The sequence below is a fragment of the Streptomyces roseoviridis genome, assembly GCF_039535235.1.
Lineage (GTDB): Bacteria > Actinomycetota > Actinomycetes > Streptomycetales > Streptomycetaceae > Streptomyces > Streptomyces roseoviridis.
In genome coordinates, this window is record NZ_BAAAWU010000001.1 from 3,527,917 (window position 1) to 3,545,916 (window position 18,000).

Sequence of the window (18,000 nt, forward strand, 5' to 3'; positions counted from 1 at the left end):
ATTGTTCGGCGGTGTCCTACTCTCCCACAGGGTCCCCCCTGCAGTACCATCGGCGCTGAAAGGCTTAGCTTCCGGGTTCGGAATGTAACCGGGCGTTTCCCTAACGCTATGACCACCGAAACACTATGAAGTTGAACCGCCGCGCCCCTGACCAAAAAGGGGGGCGTGTTCGTTACTTCAGAACTAACACAGTGGACGCGAGCAACTGAGGACAAGCCCTCGGCCTATTAGTACCGGTCAGCTCCACCCATTACTGGGCTTCCACATCCGGCCTATCAACCCAGTCGTCTACTGGGAGCCTTACCCTCTCAAGGAGGTGGGAATACTCATCTCGAAGCAGGCTTCCCGCTTAGATGCTTTCAGCGGTTATCCCTCCCGAACGTAGCCAACCAGCCATGCCCTTGGCAGGACAACTGGCACACCAGAGGTTCGTCCGTCCCGGTCCTCTCGTACTAGGGACAGCCCTTCTCAATATTCCTACGCGCACAGCGGATAGGGACCGAACTGTCTCACGACGTTCTAAACCCAGCTCGCGTACCGCTTTAATGGGCGAACAGCCCAACCCTTGGGACCGACTCCAGCCCCAGGATGCGACGAGCCGACATCGAGGTGCCAAACCATCCCGTCGATATGGACTCTTGGGGAAGATCAGCCTGTTATCCCCGGGGTACCTTTTATCCGTTGAGCGACGGCGCTTCCACAAGCCACCGCCGGATCACTAGTCCCGACTTTCGTCCCTGCTCGACCCGTCGGTCTCACAGTCAAGCTCCCTTGTGCACTTACACTCAACACCTGATTGCCAACCAGGCTGAGGGAACCTTTGGGCGCCTCCGTTACCCTTTGGGAGGCAACCGCCCCAGTTAAACTACCCATCAGACACTGTCCCTGATCCGGATCACGGACCCAGGTTAGACATCCAGCACGACCAGAGTGGTATTTCAACGGCGACTCCACCATGACTGGCGTCACGGCTTCAAAGTCTCCCACCTATCCTACACAAGCCGAACCGAACACCAATATCAAACTGTAGTAAAGGTCCCGGGGTCTTTCCGTCCTGCTGCGCGAAACGAGCATCTTTACTCGTAGTGCAATTTCACCGGGCCTATGGTTGAGACAGTCGAGAAGTCGTTACGCCATTCGTGCAGGTCGGAACTTACCCGACAAGGAATTTCGCTACCTTAGGATGGTTATAGTTACCACCGCCGTTTACTGGCGCTTAAGTTCTCAGCTTCGCCCACCCGAAAGTGAGCTAACCGGTCCCCTTAACGTTCCAGCACCGGGCAGGCGTCAGTCCGTATACATCGCCTTACGGCTTCGCACGGACCTGTGTTTTTAGTAAACAGTCGCTTCTCGCTGGTCTCTGCGGCCACCCCCAGCTCACGGAGTAAATCCGATCACCAGGCGTGGCCCCCCTTCTCCCGAAGTTACGGGGGCATTTTGCCGAGTTCCTTAACCATAGTTCACCCGAACGCCTCGGTATTCTCTACCTGACCACCTGAGTCGGTTTAGGGTACGGGCCGCCATGAAACTCGCTAGAGGCTTTTCTCGACAGCATAGGATCATCCACTTCACCACAATCGGCTCGGCATCAGGTCTCAGCCTTAATGTGTGACGGATTTGCCTATCACACGGCCTACACCCTTACCCCGGGACAACCACCGCCCGGGCTGGACTACCTTCCTGCGTCACCCCATCGCTTACCTACTACCACCTTGGGTCAGCGGCTCCACCACTCCCCTTTGCCCGAAGGCTCCGGGGCGGCTTCACGGCCTTAGCATTAATGGATTCGATATTGGGCGTTTCAAAGCGGGTACCGGAATATCAACCGGTTGTCCATCGACTACGCCTGTCGGCCTCGCCTTAGGTCCCGACTTACCCTGGGCAGATCAGCTTGACCCAGGAACCCTTAGTCAATCGGCGCACACGTTTCTCACGTGTGTATCGCTACTCATGCCTGCATTCTCACTCGTGAACCGTCCACAACTCGCTTCCGCGGCTGCTTCACCCGGCACACGACGCTCCCCTACCCATCACAGCCTCCGTTGGGAGTATTGCTGCAATGACACGACTTCGGCGGTACGCTTGAGCCCCGCTACATTGTCGGCGCGGAATCACTTGACCAGTGAGCTATTACGCACTCTTTCAAGGGTGGCTGCTTCTAAGCCAACCTCCTGGTTGTCTCTGCGACTCCACATCCTTTCCCACTTAGCGTACGCTTAGGGGCCTTAGTCGATGCTCTGGGCTGTTTCCCTCTCGACCATGGAGCTTATCCCCCACAGTCTCACTGCCGCGCTCTCACTTACCGGCATTCGGAGTTTGGCTAAGGTCAGTAACCCGGTAGGGCCCATCGCCTATCCAGTGCTCTACCTCCGGCAAGAAACACACGACGCTGCACCTAAATGCATTTCGGGGAGAACCAGCTATCACGGAGTTTGATTGGCCTTTCACCCCTAACCACAGGTCATCCCCCAGGTTTTCAACCCTGGTGGGTTCGGTCCTCCACGAAGTCTTACCTCCGCTTCAACCTGCCCATGGCTAGATCACTCCGCTTCGGGTCTTGAGCGTGCTACTGAAACGCCCTGTTCGGACTCGCTTTCGCTACGGCTTCCCCACACGGGTTAACCTCGCAACACACCGCAAACTCGCAGGCTCATTCTTCAAAAGGCACGCAGTCACGACCCACATCCAAAGATGTGAGCGACGCTCCCACGGCTTGTAGGCACACGGTTTCAGGTACTATTTCACTCCGCTCCCGCGGTACTTTTCACCATTCCCTCACGGTACTATCCGCTATCGGTCACCAGGGAATATTTAGGCTTAGCGGGTGGTCCCGCCAGATTCACACGGGATTTCTCGGGCCCCGTGCTACTTGGGTGTCTCTCAAGCAAGCCGCTGATGTTTCGTCTACGGGGGTCTTACCCTCTACGCCGGACCTTTCGCATGTCCTTCGACTACACCAACGGTTTCTGACTCGCCTCACAGCCGGCAGACTGTGAAAGAGAGATCCCACAACCCCGCATGCGCAACCCCTGCCGGGTATCACACGCATACGGTTTGGCCTCATCCGGTTTCGCTCGCCACTACTCCCGGAATCACGGTTGTTTTCTCTTCCTGAGGGTACTGAGATGTTTCACTTCCCCTCGTTCCCTCCACATGCCCTATGTGTTCAGGCATGGGTGACAGCCCATGACGACTGCCGGGTTTCCCCATTCGGAAACCCCCGGATCAAAGCCTGGTTGACGGCTCCCCGGGGACTATCGTGGCCTCCCACGTCCTTCATCGGTTCCTGGTGCCAAGGCATCCACCGTGCGCCCTTAAAAACTTGGCCACAGATGCTCGCGTCCACTGTGTAGTTCTCAAGCAACGACCAGCCACCCATCACCCTGACCCGAAGGTCAAGTTCACTGGGGCCGGCATCGCGAAGGCAAGACCTTTCGGCCGTACCCTCAGATACCCAACAACGTGCCAAGCACGATCCTTCAAGACCTCATCACGTTCCACGCCGAAGCAGTACTGGTGACGGACTCTCACGATCGTGCCAACTAATCAACGTTCCACCCATGAGCTGACCGTGCAGAACGTTTGCCTGCAATCGGTACTGTGCTCCTTAGAAAGGAGGTGATCCAGCCGCACCTTCCGGTACGGCTACCTTGTTACGACTTCGTCCCAATCGCCAGTCCCACCTTCGACAGCTCCCTCCCACAAGGGGTTGGGCCACCGGCTTCGGGTGTTACCGACTTTCGTGACGTGACGGGCGGTGTGTACAAGGCCCGGGAACGTATTCACCGCAGCAATGCTGATCTGCGATTACTAGCAACTCCGACTTCATGGGGTCGAGTTGCAGACCCCAATCCGAACTGAGACCGGCTTTTTGAGATTCGCTCCGCCTCGCGGCATCGCAGCTCTTTGTACCGGCCATTGTAGCACGTGTGCAGCCCAAGACATAAGGGGCATGATGACTTGACGTCGTCCCCACCTTCCTCCGAGTTGACCCCGGCGGTCTCCTGTGAGTCCCCATCACCCCGAAGGGCATGCTGGCAACACAGGACAAGGGTTGCGCTCGTTGCGGGACTTAACCCAACATCTCACGACACGAGCTGACGACAGCCATGCACCACCTGTATACCGACCACAAGGGGGGCACTATCTCTAATGCTTTCCGGTATATGTCAAGCCTTGGTAAGGTTCTTCGCGTTGCGTCGAATTAAGCCACATGCTCCGCTGCTTGTGCGGGCCCCCGTCAATTCCTTTGAGTTTTAGCCTTGCGGCCGTACTCCCCAGGCGGGGAACTTAATGCGTTAGCTGCGGCACCGACGACGTGGAATGTCGCCAACACCTAGTTCCCAACGTTTACGGCGTGGACTACCAGGGTATCTAATCCTGTTCGCTCCCCACGCTTTCGCTCCTCAGCGTCAGTAATGGCCCAGAGATCCGCCTTCGCCACCGGTGTTCCTCCTGATATCTGCGCATTTCACCGCTACACCAGGAATTCCGATCTCCCCTACCACACTCTAGCCTGCCCGTATCGGATGCAGACCCGGGGTTAAGCCCCGGGCTTTCACACCCGACGTGACAAGCCGCCTACGAGCTCTTTACGCCCAATAATTCCGGACAACGCTTGCGCCCTACGTATTACCGCGGCTGCTGGCACGTAGTTAGCCGGCGCTTCTTCTGCAGGTACCGTCACTTTCGCTTCTTCCCTGCTGAAAGAGGTTTACAACCCGAAGGCCGTCATCCCTCACGCGGCGTCGCTGCATCAGGCTTTCGCCCATTGTGCAATATTCCCCACTGCTGCCTCCCGTAGGAGTCTGGGCCGTGTCTCAGTCCCAGTGTGGCCGGTCGCCCTCTCAGGCCGGCTACCCGTCGTCGCCTTGGTGAGCCGTTACCTCACCAACAAGCTGATAGGCCGCGGGCTCATCCTTCACCGCCGGAGCTTTCCAGTCTCGGAGATGCCTCCGCGACTCGTATCCGGTATTAGACCCCGTTTCCAGGGCTTGTCCCAGAGTGAAGGGCAGATTGCCCACGTGTTACTCACCCGTTCGCCACTAATCCACCCCGAAGGGCTTCATCGTTCGACTTGCATGTGTTAAGCACGCCGCCAGCGTTCGTCCTGAGCCAGGATCAAACTCTCCGTGAATGTTTACCGGTAATCCGGTTCTACACTCGCGTTGAGCGGAACGGTCCGGAGGAATAGTCCGTACCGTTCACAGCGTCCTCGCTGTGTGCCACCCCGTGGGGTGGACTTTTTCAAAGGAACCTCGACCATCCGAAGATGGACGGGGTATCAACTAATCTGGCGTTGATTTTTGGCACGCTGTTGAGTTCTCAAGGTGCGGACGCTTCCTTTGTACTCACCCTCGCGGGCTTTCCTCCGGGCGCTTCCTTCGTTTCCGACTCTATCAGATCTTTCCGATCCGATTTCCTCGGTGCTTTCCGGTCCCTTTCGCTTTCGCTCCGGGCCCTTCCGGCGGTTCCGACTCTATCAGATCCTTTCGGGCCTGATTCCCAGTCAGCGGGAGTTGTCTTCGCGGCTGTTGGGCCGTTCCGACGTCTCAAACTCTAGCGGATTTCCCCGGGGGCTCATAATCGAGCCTTTCGAAATGAATTTCGGCATGCCGAAATTCGTCCCGGTAGGGAGATCGTGCGGAGTTGAGGTGCCGCTACTGCGGCGGGAGTGGCTGTCGAAGAACCGTTCCGGCTCCGTGACAACTCGGAGAACACTACGCATCGCGGAGGGGTGTGTCAAGGCCCCCCTGGCGGGCCTCCACGTCGGGCCTCCACGTCGGGCCTCGGGGCGGGGGTCCCGGGTCCGGGATCAGTCCAGGTCCGTCAGGCGGCCGCCCGCGTCCGGCTGCGTCAGCTCCACGCGGCGCAGCAGGCGGATGAGCATCTCGCCGAGGACGCCGCGCTCCTCCGTGGAGAGGTCCTGGAGGAGCTCCTCCTCGAAGTCGGTGGCCATGCGCATGGCCTCCAGCCACTTCTGGCGGCCCTCGTCGGTCAGCTCGACGATCACGCGGACCCGGTTGTTCTCGTCGCGGTCGCGGGTGACCAGGCCCTCGCCGGCCATGCGGTCGATGCGGTGGGTCATCGCGGCCGGGGTGAGGCCGAGGCGCTTGGCCAGCTCGCCGGGACCGAGCCGGTAGGGGGCGCCGGAGAGGACCAGGGTCTTGAGGACCTCCCACTCGGCGTTGCTGATGCCGAGGTCGGCGACCTGGCGGCCGTACGCCACGTTCATCCGGCGGTTCAGCCGTCCCAGGGCGGAGACGACCTTCTCGACCTGGGGGTCGAGGTCGCGGAACTCGCGCTGGTAGGCGGCGATCTGCTCGTCGAGGCTCGGCTCCTGGGGGGCCTGGGTGCCGGACGGCGTGGGGGTGTCGGACATGCGGTCGAGTATTCCACGGTGGTCGTTGGCGTTGAAGTCCTTCCATGTGTATTGTTAAGCCTCGAACTTTAGTGTTGAAGTCTTCAGGGTTCAGGGCTACAGAGCTGAACCCGCGACCGAAGTGGGTGAGTGTGACCAAGGCGATGGGCGCAGCGATGCGCCGGATTCAGGCAGGCAGCGCGCTGAGCGCGTTCGGACTCGGCTTCACCGTGCCGTACCTCTATGTGTACGTCGCTCAGGTGCGGGATCTGGGCGCGGGCACGGCGGGCGTCGTCCTGGCCGTGTTCGCCATGGCCGCGCTCCTCGTGCTGCCCTTCAGCGGTCGGGCCGTCGACCGGCGCGGGCCGGTTCCCGTGCTGCTCGTGGCCTCGCTGCTCGCCGCGCTCGGCGCGCTCGGGATGGGGGTCGCGTCCTCGGTGCCCGCCGCCGTCGGGTCCGCGGCGCTGCTCGGTGCCGGTACGGCCGTCATGCAGCCGGCGCTCGCGACGATGATCGTGTGGTGCTCGACGCAGGCCACGCGTACCCGCTCGTTCGCCATGCAGTTCTTCCTGCAGAACCTGGGCCTCGGCATCGGCGGTCTGATCGGCGGCCAGCTGGTCGACGCGAGCCGACCCGACAGCTTCCTGCTGCTGTTCTCGATCGAGGCGGCGATGTTCCTGGTGCTCGCGGGGATCGTGCTGACCGTGCGGATGCCGCAGTCGCCCGCCTTCCAGGGGGCACGGCCCGCCGCCGGCAAGGGCGGCGCCCTGCGGGTGCTGCTCGGGCACAAGGCGATGGTGCAGCTGTGCGTGCTGGGCTTCGTGCTGTTCTTCGCCTGCTACGGGCAGTTCGAGTCGGGTCTCGCCGCGTACGGCACGGAGGCCGCGGGGATCGCCCCGTCGACGCTCGGCATCGCCCTGGCCGCGAACACGGCCGTCATCGTGGCCGCCCAGTTCCTGGTGCTGAAGTTCGTCGAGCGCCGCAAGCGGACCCGGGTCATCGCCGCGGTCGGGCTGATCTGGACCGTGGCGTGGCTGTTCGCCGGGTACGCGGGTCTGGGGCACGGCAGCCAGGCGATGGCGACGGCGGCGTTCGTCTCCACGTACGCGCTGTTCGGGCTCGGTGAGGCGATGCTGTCGCCGACGGTCGCGCCGCTGGTGGCGGACCTGGCGCCGGAGTCGATGGTCGGGACGTACAACTCGGCCTTCGCCCTGGTGAAGCAGCTGGCGCTGGCGGTCGGCCCCGCGGTCGGCGGGCCCATGGGGGCCTCGCTGCACGGCCCGTACATCATCACCTTCGTGCTGTTCTCGCTCGGCATCACCGTGCTGGCGGTCCGGCTCGGCAAGCGGCTCACGCCGGTGCAGAACCAGCCGTCGCTCGCCGCCAGGCCGTCGAAGATCGTGGCCCGGCACGAACCGGCGAAGGAGACCGCCACCGCCTGACGCGCCTCACGGCGTGTCCGGCAGGGCGAACTCGCACCACACCGCTTTGCCGCCGCCCGGTGTGCGGCGGCTCCCCCAGGACGAGGCAATCGTCGCGATGATCGAGATACCGCGACCCGCCTCGTCCTCCGTTTCCGCCCTGCGGCGGCGCGGCAGATGGTCGTCGCCGTCCGTCACCTCGATGATCAGGCGGCGGTCGGTGCGGCGCAGCCGCAGGCGCATGGGCGGGGTGCCGTGCTGGAGGGAGTTCGCCACCAGCTCGCTGGTGGCGAGGACGCCGAGGTCGCGCAGCTCCACCGGGAAGCGCCAGCTGGCGAGGACTCCGGAGGCGAAGGCACGCGCGCGTGGTGCCGCCTCCACTCCGCCGAGGAGCTCCAGTGCCGCGTTGTGGAACAGCTCGGCGTCGGGGCCCTTGCGCGCCGGGTGCTGGAGGACGAGCACGGCCACGTCGTCGTCGTGCTCCGCGGTGACGCCGAGGGAGCGCAGCAGGCGGTCGCAGACGACCTGGGGCGTGCCGGTGGCGCCGGACAGAGCGCGCTCCAGGGCGGCGACGCCCTCGTCGATGTCCTCGCGTCGCCGCTCGACGAGGCCGTCCGTATAGAGGACGGCGGTGGAGCCTGGCGGCAGGGCGATGGTGCCGGAGGTGTGCAGCCAGCCGCCGGTGCCGAGCGGGGGCCCGGTGGGGTCCTCGGCGCGGCGGACGGTGCCGTCCTCGTCCCGGACGAGGATCGGCAGGTGGCCGGCGGAGGCGTAGACGAGCTTGCCCTCGTTCGGGTCGTGGATGGCGTAGACGCAGGTGGCGATCTGGCTGGCGTCGATCTCGGCGGCGAGGCCGTCGAGGAGCTGGAGCACCTCGTGCGGCGGCAGGTCGAGGCGGGCGTAGGCGCGGACGGCGGTGCGCAGCTGGCCCATGACGGCGGCGGCGCGGACGCCGCGGCCCATGACGTCGCCGATGACGAGGGCGGTGCGGCCGGCGCCGAGGGTGATGACGTCGTACCAGTCGCCGCCGACGGCGGCGTCGGTGCCGCCGGGCTGGTAGGTGGCGGCGATCCGCAGGTCGTCGGGCTGCTCCAGCTCCTGCGGGAGCAGGGAGCGCTGGAGGGTGACGGCGGTCTCGCGGTGGCGGCGCTCGCTGGCGCGGAGCCGCTCGGCGGCCTCGGCGTGGTCGGTGACGTCGGCGGCGTGGACGAGGACGCCGCCGTCGGCGAGGTGCGGGCTGTCCACGGGCAGGCAGGTGACGGTGTAGGAACCGCCGTCCTGGGTGCGGCGGGACTTGACCGTGCGGGGCTTGCCGCTGCGCAGGACCTGGTCGAGGAGCGGGAGCAGGCCGAGCTCCTCCGCCTCGGGGCAGGTGGCGGCGACGGTGGCTCCGGCGGGGCGGGGGCCGAAGGCGGCGGCGTAGGCGTCGTTGACGTACGCGATGCGGTGCTCCGGCCCGTACACGAGCGCGACGAGGCCGGGGAGGCGGCCGACGATCTCGCGGACGGTGAAGTCCTCCAGGGCGGGCACGCCCGCGGGGACGTCTGCGGCGGCGTCGGCGGGGTGGTCCGGCCGGGGCCCGTACTCACCGCGGGCCGCGGGCACGGCGCCCTCGGTCCCGCGGGCCGCCGCTCGGCGCTGCGTACCGGGGAGACGGGCGCTCCAACGGGTGAAGTTCACGGATCTGTATGCCTCGTCGTGTCGTTGCCGTGCAGAGTCACTCTGTGCAGGTGTGAGCCCACCTATGGTCACACGTCCAGTGTGGGCGAGTGCACTGACAGTGATGTCAGGCCGAAGACTCGCCGGGGCTGTCGCCCGGTGACCTGTCCTTGGGGGCGGGTGGTGGGGCGGCGGCGAGTTCGAATTCGGCCCGGGGGTGTTCCAGGGAGCCCAGGGAGACGATCTCGCGTTTGAACAGGCCGGACAGGGTCCATTCGGCCAGGACGCGGGCCTTGCGGTTGAAGGTGGGGACCCGGCTGAGGTGGTAGGCGCGGTGCATGAACCAGGCCGGGTAGCCCTTGAGTTTGCGGCCGTAGACGTGGGCGACGCCCTTGTGGAGGCCGAGGGACGCCACGGAGCCCGCGTACGCGTGCGCGTACTCCTTGAGCGGCTGTCCGCGCAGGGAGGCGGCGATGTTCTCGGCGAGCACCTTGGTCTGGCGGACGGCGTGCTGGGCGTTGGGCGCGTACTCCTTGCCGGGTTCCCCGGCCGTGACGTCGGGGACGGCGGCGGCGTCGCCGGCGGCCCAGGCGTGTTCGACTCCGTCGACGGTGAGGTACGGGGTGCAGACGATCCGGCCGCGTTCGTTGCGGGGCAGGTCGGTGGCGGCGACGAGCGGCGCGGGTTTGACGCCGGCGGTCCACACGACGGTACGGGTGGGCAGCCGGCTGCCGTCGGAGAGGACGGCGACGCGGTTCTCGCAGGATTCGAGGCGGGTGCCCAGCCGGACGTCGATGTTGCGGGCGCGCAGCTCGCGGATGGCGTAGCGGCCCATCTCCTCGCCGACCTCGGGCAGGATCCGGTCGGTCGCCTCGACGAGGATCCAGCGCAGGTCCTCGGGCTTGATGTTGTGGTAGTAGCGGGCCGTGTAGCGGGCCATGTCCTCGAGTTCGGCGAGGGCCTCCACGCCCGCGTAGCCGCCGCCGACGAAGACGAAGGTGAGGGCGGCGTCGCGGATGGCCGGGTCGCGGGTGGAGGACGCGATGTCCATCTGCTCGATGACGTGGTTGCGCAGGCCGATGGCCTCTTCGACGGTCTTGAAGCCGATGCCGTGGTCGGCGAGGCCCGGGACCGGGAGGGCGCGGGAGACGGAGCCGGGGGCGATGACGAGTTCGTCGTAGCCGAGCCGGACGTGACCGGCTCCCTCCTCCTCGGTCGCGAGGGTGGAGAGGGTCGCCGTCCGCTTCGCGTGGTCGATGGAGTGGACCTCGCCGATGACGATGCGGCAGCGGTCGAGGACGCGGCGGAGGGGGACGACGACGTGCCGCGGGGAGATGGAGCCGGCGGCGGCCTCGGGCAGGAACGGCTGGTACGTCATGTACGGGTCGGGGGTGACCACCGTGATCTCGGCCGCGCGGCTTCTCAGCTCCGTCTTGAGCTGCCGCTGCAGGCGCAGCGCGGTGTACATCCCGACGTAGCCGCCGCCGACAACGAGAATGCGCACAGGTTCGGTCACTGTCCCATGACGCAACGCCATCCGGGGTTTGTCCACAGGCCCGACAAATTGTGTGACCGGCGGACTACGGAGGCGCGGGGTGGCGAACGGACCGGGCGCGGGAGGAAGTCCGCAGGTCAGGGTGGGGGTGGCGGGTGGGTGGCGGGTCCTGAATCGGGAGGGTCCGGGTCCTTGCTCCGATCGGGGGGCGCACCGTACGGAACTGCCCCTTCTGAATTGACCCGGACTCAACTATGTTCGTACTTCGTCGGGGTGTCGGATCGCCGCGCGTGGACCAAGGAGCGCGGCGCGGACGGACCCCGTGTCAGGGCGGGGAGTCTCCGGGGGGAGACATCATGAGCGGGGGAACGCTTATGCAGATTCAGGATTCGTACGGGCAGGTTCGTACGGCGCAGTCGATGGCGAACGGGCGATCCGCGCCCCTGCGGGTGGATGCCCAGCGCAATCTGGAGCACGTGCTGCGGGCCGCGCGCGAGGTGTTCGGCGAGCTCGGGTACGGGGCTCCGATGGAGGACGTGGCGCGCCGCGCCCGGGTCGGCGTCGGCACCGTGTACCGCCGTTTCCCGAGCAAGGACGTGCTGGTCCGGCGGATAGCCGAGGAGGAGACGGCGCGGCTCACCGAGCAGGCGCGGACCGCCCTCGGCCAGGAGGACGAGCCGTGGTCGGCGCTGTCCCGGTTCCTGCGCACGTCGGTCGCCTCGGGCGCCGGCCGGCTGCTGCCGCCGCAGGTGCTGCGGGTGGGTGTCGACGAGGTGGTGCTGCCGGCCGGTGCGCCGGACGACGAGGCGCGGGTGCCGCATCAGCGGGCCTCCGCCGTGGCGGACGCGGCGGGTGGCGCGGGTGCCGACGGGTTCGCGGAGCACGGCGACCAGCGGGTGGTCGCGCCGCGCGCGGTGCCGGCGGCCGAGCAGGACGACGCCGGGGCCTCGGAGCTCCTGGAGGTCGTGGGCCGGCTGGTCGAGCGGGCGCGGGAGGCGGGCGAGCTGCGGGCGGACGTGACGGTGTCCGATGTCCTGCTCGTCATAGCCACCGGCGCGCCGGCGCTGCCGGACGCGGCCCAGCAGGCGGCGGCGTCGACCCGTCTCCTCGACATCCTCCTGGAGGGTCTTCGCTCGCGGTGACGGCGGCGGCGTCCTGGCGCCCTCGTGCGCGCTCGGAGACGGTCTCGGTCATACGGACCGGGGCCGGCCGCCGGTGATCGGACGGACCACCGAGCCTGGACCGAACGGGTGAGCGGTCACGCCCGGGAACGGGAAGTCGCCCCGGACGAGTGGTAAGTGGGCGTGCGGGCTCGGCGTGCCCGCGCTCTGTGGCACGCTTGGCCGGTGTTCGGGTCCGAGCGTGCATACGGGGGCTTCCGCGATGAGCGGTGACAGTCGGGACGAAGCGCTGGGCGGAGACGGCGGCACCGCGGAGGCCGTGAGCCCGCCCCCGGCCCAGGTGCCCGACCAGGGCGGTCCGGCCGGCGCTCCCGGCCAGGGCGCCGGTGCCGTCCCGGGCGCGGACGGGGCCCTCGGCTCGGCGGCCGAGGTGAGCGTGCCGCAGCAGCGCGAGGGCGGTACGGCCCCGCAGTCCTTCGCCGACGAGGCCGAGGCCGGGTCCGGATCCGTACTGCCGCCGCCGCTGGACCTTCCGCCGTCCGACGCCGAGCTCGTGCAGCGGATGCGGGAGGGCGACGACGGCGCGTACGAGGAGCTGTTCCGCCGGCACTCCGCCGCCGTCCGCCGCTACGCGCGCAGCTGCTGCCGGGACGCGGACACCGCCGACGACCTGACGGCCGAGGTCTTCGCCCGCACCCTGCAGGCGGTGCGGGGCGGCGCGGGCCCCGAACAGGCGGTCCGCGCCTACCTCCTGACCAGCGTGCGCCGGGTGGCCGCGACCTGGACCAGGACCCAGAAGCGCGAGCACCTGGTCGAGGACTTCGCCGTGTTCGCCGAGGACGCCGCCCGGGCCGCCGAGGTCGCCGACCAGACGGCGACGTTCGGGGCGGGCCTGGACCTGGGCGCGGACGTGCGGGCCATGCACGAGGCCGAGCAGTCGCTCGCCATGCAGGCGTTCCGTTCGCTGCCGGAGCGCTGGCAGGCCGTGCTGTGGCACACCACGGTCGAGGAGGAGTCGCCGAGCGAGATCGCGCCGCTGTTCGGCCTGACCGCCAACGCGACCGCGGTTCTGGCCAGCCGGGCCCGCGAGGGCCTCAAGCAGGCGTATCTCCAGGCCCATGTCAGCCAGTCGCTCACCACCGGCGGCGACTGCGCCCGCTACGCCGACCGGCTCGGCGCGTTCGCCCGCGGCGGCCTGCGGATGCGGGCCGAGCGGGGTCTGCGCAAGCACCTCGACGAGTGCGCCAAGTGCCGGCTCGCCGCCGGTGAGCTGGCCCACGTGAACGCCGGGATCCCCGCACTTCTGCCGGTCGCCGTCATCGGCTGGTTCGCCGCCGGGTACTCCCTCAAGGCGGCGGGCATCGCCGCCGGAGGTGCCGCCGGCGCGGGAGCGGCCGGCGCCGCGGCCGCCGCCACGGGGACGGGCACCGCGGGCAGCACGGCCGGGGCCTCGGCGGCGGCCGCCGAGGGCCTGGGCATCCCCGCGAAGGCGGGCATCGCGGCCGTCGCCGCCGTCGCCGCGACCGCCGGCCTGGTCTGGGCGCTGACCGGATCGGACCAGGAGCCCGTCGCGCAGCCCGCGGCCACGCCGCCGGCCGTCGCCGCCGTCGAACCGCCGCCGCCCGCGCCGAAGCCGACGCCCCCGCCGGCACCGAAGCCGGTGCCTCCGCCCGTACCGGCTCCGCCGGCCGACCCCGAGCCGACGACGCCGAGCGCGAGGCCGAGCCCACGGCCGACGCCGTCCCCCAAGCCCACGCCGAAGCCGAAGCCCAGCCCGTCGCGGACGGCACCGAAGGCCACGCCGAAGCCGACTCCCACCGTGCCGGCCGTCTACCAGCTCAACCGGCTCCGGTACGGCATCGCCGGAGACGGCACCGAGCCGGAGGTGAACCTCGCGGCCAGCAGCTGGATGTGGCAGCGCTCCAGCGTCTCCATGGGCGGCACCCGCTACGCGCACGGCGTCAGCATGCACGTCCCGTCCTCCGTGCTGATCGACCTCAACCGGCAGTGCACCAGCTACGAAGCGCTCGTCGGCCTCGACGACATGAGCGCCCCGCTCGGCGTCGGCGGCGTCCGCTTCTCCGTGTACGGCGACGGCGAGCGGCTCTGGCGCTCCCCGGTGATCCGCCCGGGCGACGCCCCGGTCCCCGTGCAGGTCGCCCTCTCCGGCCGCCGCACGCTCCGGCTCGTGGTCGAGGACCACACGCCCTTCGGCCGGGCGGCGGTCGCGGACTGGGCGAACTCCCGCATCAGCTGCCGCTGAGCCCGCCGAGGCGCCGGGACGCCCGCGTCGCGCGTGGGCCCGCGGGCCCACGCGGCTACGTCGTGTAGGGCTCCGCGAAGGCGAGGACCTTCGCCACGTCGAGGTCACGGCCGGCGGCCCGGGCGGCCTCGTAGGCGTCGGGGGTGAGCCCGGCGCGTGCCAGGGCCGTGATGTCCGCCGCCTCGCGGACCTCGGGGACGGCCGCCGGGGCATCGCCGCGCCAGGTGCCGGCGGCGGCCAGCACGGTCACGGCGGGGGCGAGTGCGCCGCCGAGGGCGAGGGCGGTGGCGAGGCCGTCGGCGAGACCGGCCGCGAAGACCTGGGCGCACTGGGCGTCCACCGCCATCCGCAGGGCCTGGACGGCGCGCGCGACGGCCACCGCTCCCGCGCCCTCGTGCGCCTCGATCCGGGCGGCGAGTCCGGTCACGAGGGCCTGGAAGTGCGGGGGCGGGGTGCTTTCGCCGATCAGCGCGCCGGCCGTCTCCATGTGCCGGCGGGCGCCGGTGAGGTCGCCCTCGTGGAGCGCGATTCCGGCCAGCAGGAAGCGTACGTAGGTCTCGGTGTCGCGGACGCGGTGTCGCTCGGCCACCGCCGTCGCCTCCCGCAGGCCCCGGACGGCGGCGGTCACGTCGCCGAGGCGGAAGTCCAGTTCGGCGAGCCGGGCTATCAGGAACGGCGCCTCCGCGTGCGCGCCGACCTCGCGGGCGAGGCCCAGGGCCTCCTCGTACGCCTCGCGGGCCTCGGCGTCACGGCCCTGGAGCAGGTTGGCCTCGCCCGCCGCGCTCTCGACCTGGGCGCGCATCCAGCGGTCGCCGACCCGCCGGGACAGGGCCCGCAGCTCGGCGAGGTCGTCGTCGACGTCGGGCGTGCCGCCGGGCATGTCGATGGCCATGTGGGTGCGGAACATCAGTGTGACGCCCGTCTCCCATGCGCCGCCGTGGCGGCGGGTGTTGGCGACGGCGATGTCGAGGAGGGCGCGGACGTCGGCCGGCTCGCCCGTGAGATACGCCGTGAACGGCCACAGCAGGCCCGGGAAGCGGGCGGCCTCCGGGCCGGGGTCGGTGGCGAAGGCGGTGCGCAGGCGGTCGACGAGGGCGGTGACCTCCGGGTCGTCGCGGAAGGCGGGGACGGTCTGGCTCTCCACGGCGAGGAAGAAGTGCAGCATGCGCAGGTGCATGCGGGGCCAGTAGCGGGGGTGGGCCGGGTCCTCGGGGTCGTCTCCCAGCCGGACGACGCGCTCGGTCCAGGCGAGGCCCTCGGGTCGGTAGTTCCGCAGCCACCAGAACCAGCCGAGGGCGAGGACCAGCCGGAGCGCGGCGGCCTCGTCGCCGGCGGCGACGGTGCGGTGCAGGGCGGCGCGGAGGTTGTCGAGGTCGCGCTCGACGCGGGAGATCCAGGGGAGCTGTTCGCCCGAGCGCAGCAGGGGTTCGGCGCGCTCGGCGAGGGCGGTGAAGTGGGCGGTGTGGGTGGCCTCGGCGGCGGCGAGGAGTTCCGGAGTCTCGGCGGCGCGCTCGACCGCGTACTCGTGGATGGTCTCCAGGAGGCGGTAGCGCATCTCGCCGTCGTCGGTGGGGGTGGCGACGACGAGGGACTTCTCGACGAGGCTGCCGAGGGCGCCGACGGTGTCGGCGGTGTCGGCGGTGTGGGGAGCGTGCGGGCCGCCCGGGGACACCGGGGCCCCCGGAGTGCTCGGGGCGCTCGGGGCGCTCGGGGCGCTCGGGGCGCTCGGCCTGCTCGCGGTGAGGGCTTCGGCGGCGGCGAGGTCCCAGCCTCCGGCGAAGACGGAGACCTGGCGGAGCAGGTCGCGCTCCCGGGCGTCCAGGAGGTCCCAGGACCAGTCGACGACGGCGCGCAGGGTCTGCTGGCGGGGCAGCGCGGTCCGGGAGCCGGAGGTCAGGAGGCGGAAGCGGTCGTCGAGGCGGTCGGCGATCTGCCGGGGGGTGAGCAGCCTCAGGCGGGCGGCGGCGAGTTCGATGGCGAGCGGCAGGCCGTCGAGGCGGCGGCAGATCTCGTCGACGGCCGGCTGGTCGTCCTCGACGCGGAAGCCGGGCCGCACCGCGCGGGCGCGTTCGGCGAAGAGCCGGTGGGCGGGGGTCGGCGGGAGCGGCTCGACGGGGCGGACGGTTTCGCCGGGGACGCCCAGGGGTTCGCGGCTGGTGGCGAGCACGCGCAGGTCGGGGCAGCGGGTGAGCAGGGTCTCGGCGAGGGTGGCGGCGGCGCCGATGACGTGCTCGCAGTTGTCGAGGACGAGGAGCAGGGGGCGGCGGGCGAGGTGCTCGACGAGGTGGGCGGTCGGATCGTCCTGGAGGGGCTGTCCGTCCCGGCTGATCAGGTTGGTCTCGCGCAGCCGGAGGGCGGAGAGGACGGCGCCCGGTACGGCGTCGGGGTCGTCGAGCGGGGCGAGTTCGGCGATCCAGGCGGCGGGGCCGACGGCCTGGAGGGCCGCCTCCTCGGCGAGGCGGGTCTTTCCGGAGCCGCCGGGTCCGGTGAGGGTGACGAGCCGGGAGTGCCGGAGGTCGGCGCGGAGCGCGGCGAGTTCGGGTTCGCGGCCGACGAAGGAGGTGAGACGGGGGCGGATGTTGCCGGGCTCGGCAGTGGCGGCCGGGCCCCGCGGCGGGGGCGGAGGAGGCGCCGCGGCGAGGAGTTCGGCGTACAGGGCGGTGAGCTCGGGGCCGGGGTCGGCGCCGAGCCCGTCGGCGAGGGTGCGGCGGGCCCTGTCGTAGGCGGCGAGGGCGTCGGCGGGGCGTCCCTCGGCGCGCAGGGCGCGGATCAGCTGGGCGTGGAAGGTCTCGTCGTACGGATGTGCGCCGGTCAGCTCGGTCAGCTCGGGGACCAGTCCGGCGGTGGCGCCGCGCCGCAGGTCGGCCTCGACGCGCCGGCGGAGCGCGGCCAGCCGCTGTGCCTCGGGCCGTACGCCCGCGGGCGCGGGCAGGTCGGCGAGGGCCGGGCCCCGGAAGAGGCCGAGGGCGGTGCGCAGCAGTGCGGCGGCGGCGTCCGGATCGCCGGTGTCGAGGCGGGCGTCGGCTTCGCGGGCGTGCCGCTCGAAGACGTACAGGTCGATGTCCTCGGGGCCGGCGACCAGCCGGTATCCACCGGGGCCGGAGGCGACGGCGTCCTTGCCGAGGACCCTGCGCAGCCGGCCGACGAGGGCCTGCACCGCGGCGCCGGGGTCGTGCGGCGGCTCGGCCCCGTACACGTCGTCCACGAGCTCCGCGACCGGCACCGCCCGGCCCCCGCGCAGCGCGAGCGCGGCGAGCAGGGCACGCAGCCGGGCGCCGCCGAGGGGGACCGGGGCGCCGTGGGGGTCGAGGGCCTCGGTGGTGCCGAGGATGAGGTACCGCACCGGATCATTGTCACGGGCGGGGGTGGCGAGCGCCTCGGGGTTTCGGTCGGGTCTCCCGGACCGGCGCGGGCGCGGTCAGAACTCCGAGGTGCCGGGCCCGGAGCCGAGCGGGCCCGGGAGCGGGACGCGCGTCCCCGCCTCGTGGGCGCTGTTGCGCGCGTCGCCGCCGCCGTCGGGGCCGGAGCGGACGACGGCCTCGCCGGCCGCCTCGCGGTCGATCAGCAGACGGACGGGCGTGCCTGCGCGGGCGTAGCCGCGGGTCCTTCGGTCCGGTCGGCCGGCCGGGGACGCGCAGGTCACTTCGCAGGTCACTTCGGTGACGAGGAGCACGAGGGTC

General features: G+C 69.4%; 8 protein-coding genes and 3 rRNA genes. 3 read left to right on the forward strand and 8 right to left on the reverse strand.

Annotated features, from left to right (window positions below):
• Positions 1-3 precede the first annotated feature (3 nt).
• The 4 genes from rrf to ABD954_RS15990 all read right to left on the reverse strand — a co-directional run bounded on the left by rrf (position 4) and on the right by ABD954_RS15990 (position 6,382).
• Positions 4-120, reverse strand: a 5S ribosomal RNA gene (gene rrf, locus ABD954_RS15975).
• Between the two features lie 87 nt (positions 121-207).
• A 23S ribosomal RNA gene (locus ABD954_RS15980) occupies positions 208-3,328 on the reverse strand.
• 283 nt (positions 3,329-3,611) lie between these two features.
• Positions 3,612-5,137: ribosomal RNA gene (locus ABD954_RS15985) — 16S ribosomal RNA — on the reverse strand.
• Together the 16S, 23S and 5S rRNA genes form the textbook arrangement of a ribosomal RNA operon.
• A 678-nt stretch (positions 5,138-5,815) precedes the next feature.
• The gene (locus ABD954_RS15990) at positions 5,816-6,382 is read right to left on the reverse strand and encodes a MarR family winged helix-turn-helix transcriptional regulator (RefSeq protein ID WP_345486713.1); all 567 of its coding nucleotides are present in this window, start codon (positions 6,380-6,382) and stop codon (positions 5,816-5,818) included.
• Positions 6,383-6,525: 143 nt separating this feature from the next.
• Between ABD954_RS15990 and ABD954_RS15995 the strand changes: the two genes are divergently transcribed.
• Entirely contained in the window at positions 6,526-7,803 is a 1,278-nt protein-coding gene (locus tag ABD954_RS15995) for an MFS transporter (RefSeq protein ID WP_345492217.1), read from the forward strand.
• 6 nt (positions 7,804-7,809) lie between these two features.
• Here ABD954_RS15995 and ABD954_RS16000 read toward each other — a convergent pair whose 3' ends face one another.
• Both ABD954_RS16000 and ABD954_RS16005 read right to left on the reverse strand, forming a co-directional pair.
• Positions 7,810-9,462, reverse strand: coding sequence for an ATP-binding SpoIIE family protein phosphatase (locus ABD954_RS16000; protein ID WP_345486714.1), 1,653 nt, complete (start codon positions 9,460-9,462; stop codon positions 7,810-7,812).
• Positions 9,463-9,568: 106 nt separating this feature from the next.
• A complete protein-coding gene (locus ABD954_RS16005) occupies positions 9,569-10,957 on the reverse strand; it encodes an NAD(P)/FAD-dependent oxidoreductase (protein ID WP_382746118.1) in 1,389 nt (462 codons plus the stop codon).
• 353 nt (positions 10,958-11,310) lie between these two features.
• Between ABD954_RS16005 and ABD954_RS16010 the strand changes: the two genes are divergently transcribed.
• Together ABD954_RS16010 and ABD954_RS16015 are read left to right on the forward strand one after the other, a co-directional pair.
• Complete coding sequence (locus tag ABD954_RS16010) at positions 11,311-12,078, forward strand: TetR/AcrR family transcriptional regulator (RefSeq protein WP_345486716.1); 768 nt, start codon at positions 11,311-11,313, stop codon at positions 12,076-12,078.
• 241 nt (positions 12,079-12,319) lie between these two features.
• On the forward strand, positions 12,320-14,320 hold the full coding sequence (locus ABD954_RS16015; RefSeq protein ID WP_345486717.1) for a sigma-70 family RNA polymerase sigma factor: 2,001 nt from the start codon (positions 12,320-12,322) through the stop codon (positions 14,318-14,320).
• Between the two features lie 55 nt (positions 14,321-14,375).
• On the opposite strand, the gene ABD954_RS16020 is transcribed toward ABD954_RS16015, so the two are convergent.
• Positions 14,376-17,663, reverse strand: a complete 3,288-nt coding sequence (locus ABD954_RS16020; protein WP_345486718.1) for an ATP-binding protein — start codon at positions 17,661-17,663, stop codon at positions 14,376-14,378.
• Between the two features lie 75 nt (positions 17,664-17,738).
• Positions 17,739-17,975: a hypothetical protein gene (locus tag ABD954_RS16025; RefSeq protein WP_345486719.1), complete on the reverse strand. Its 237-nt coding sequence runs from the start codon at positions 17,973-17,975 to the stop codon at positions 17,739-17,741.
• Between the last annotated feature and the right edge of the window lie 25 nt (positions 17,976-18,000).

What these genes read in the sequence shown, in the direction of transcription:
- ABD954_RS15990 (WP_345486713.1), bottom strand. Translation starts at nt 6,382, where the DNA reads ATGTCCGACACCCCCACGCCGTCCGGCACCCAGGCCCCCCAGGAGCCG.
- ABD954_RS15995 (WP_345492217.1), top strand. Translation starts at nt 6,526, where the DNA reads ATGGGCGCAGCGATGCGCCGGATTCAGGCAGGCAGCGCGCTGAGCGCG.
- ABD954_RS16015 (WP_345486717.1), top strand. Translation starts at nt 12,320, where the DNA reads ATGAGCGGTGACAGTCGGGACGAAGCGCTGGGCGGAGACGGCGGCACC.
- ABD954_RS16010 (WP_345486716.1), top strand. Translation starts at nt 11,311, where the DNA reads ATGCAGATTCAGGATTCGTACGGGCAGGTTCGTACGGCGCAGTCGATG.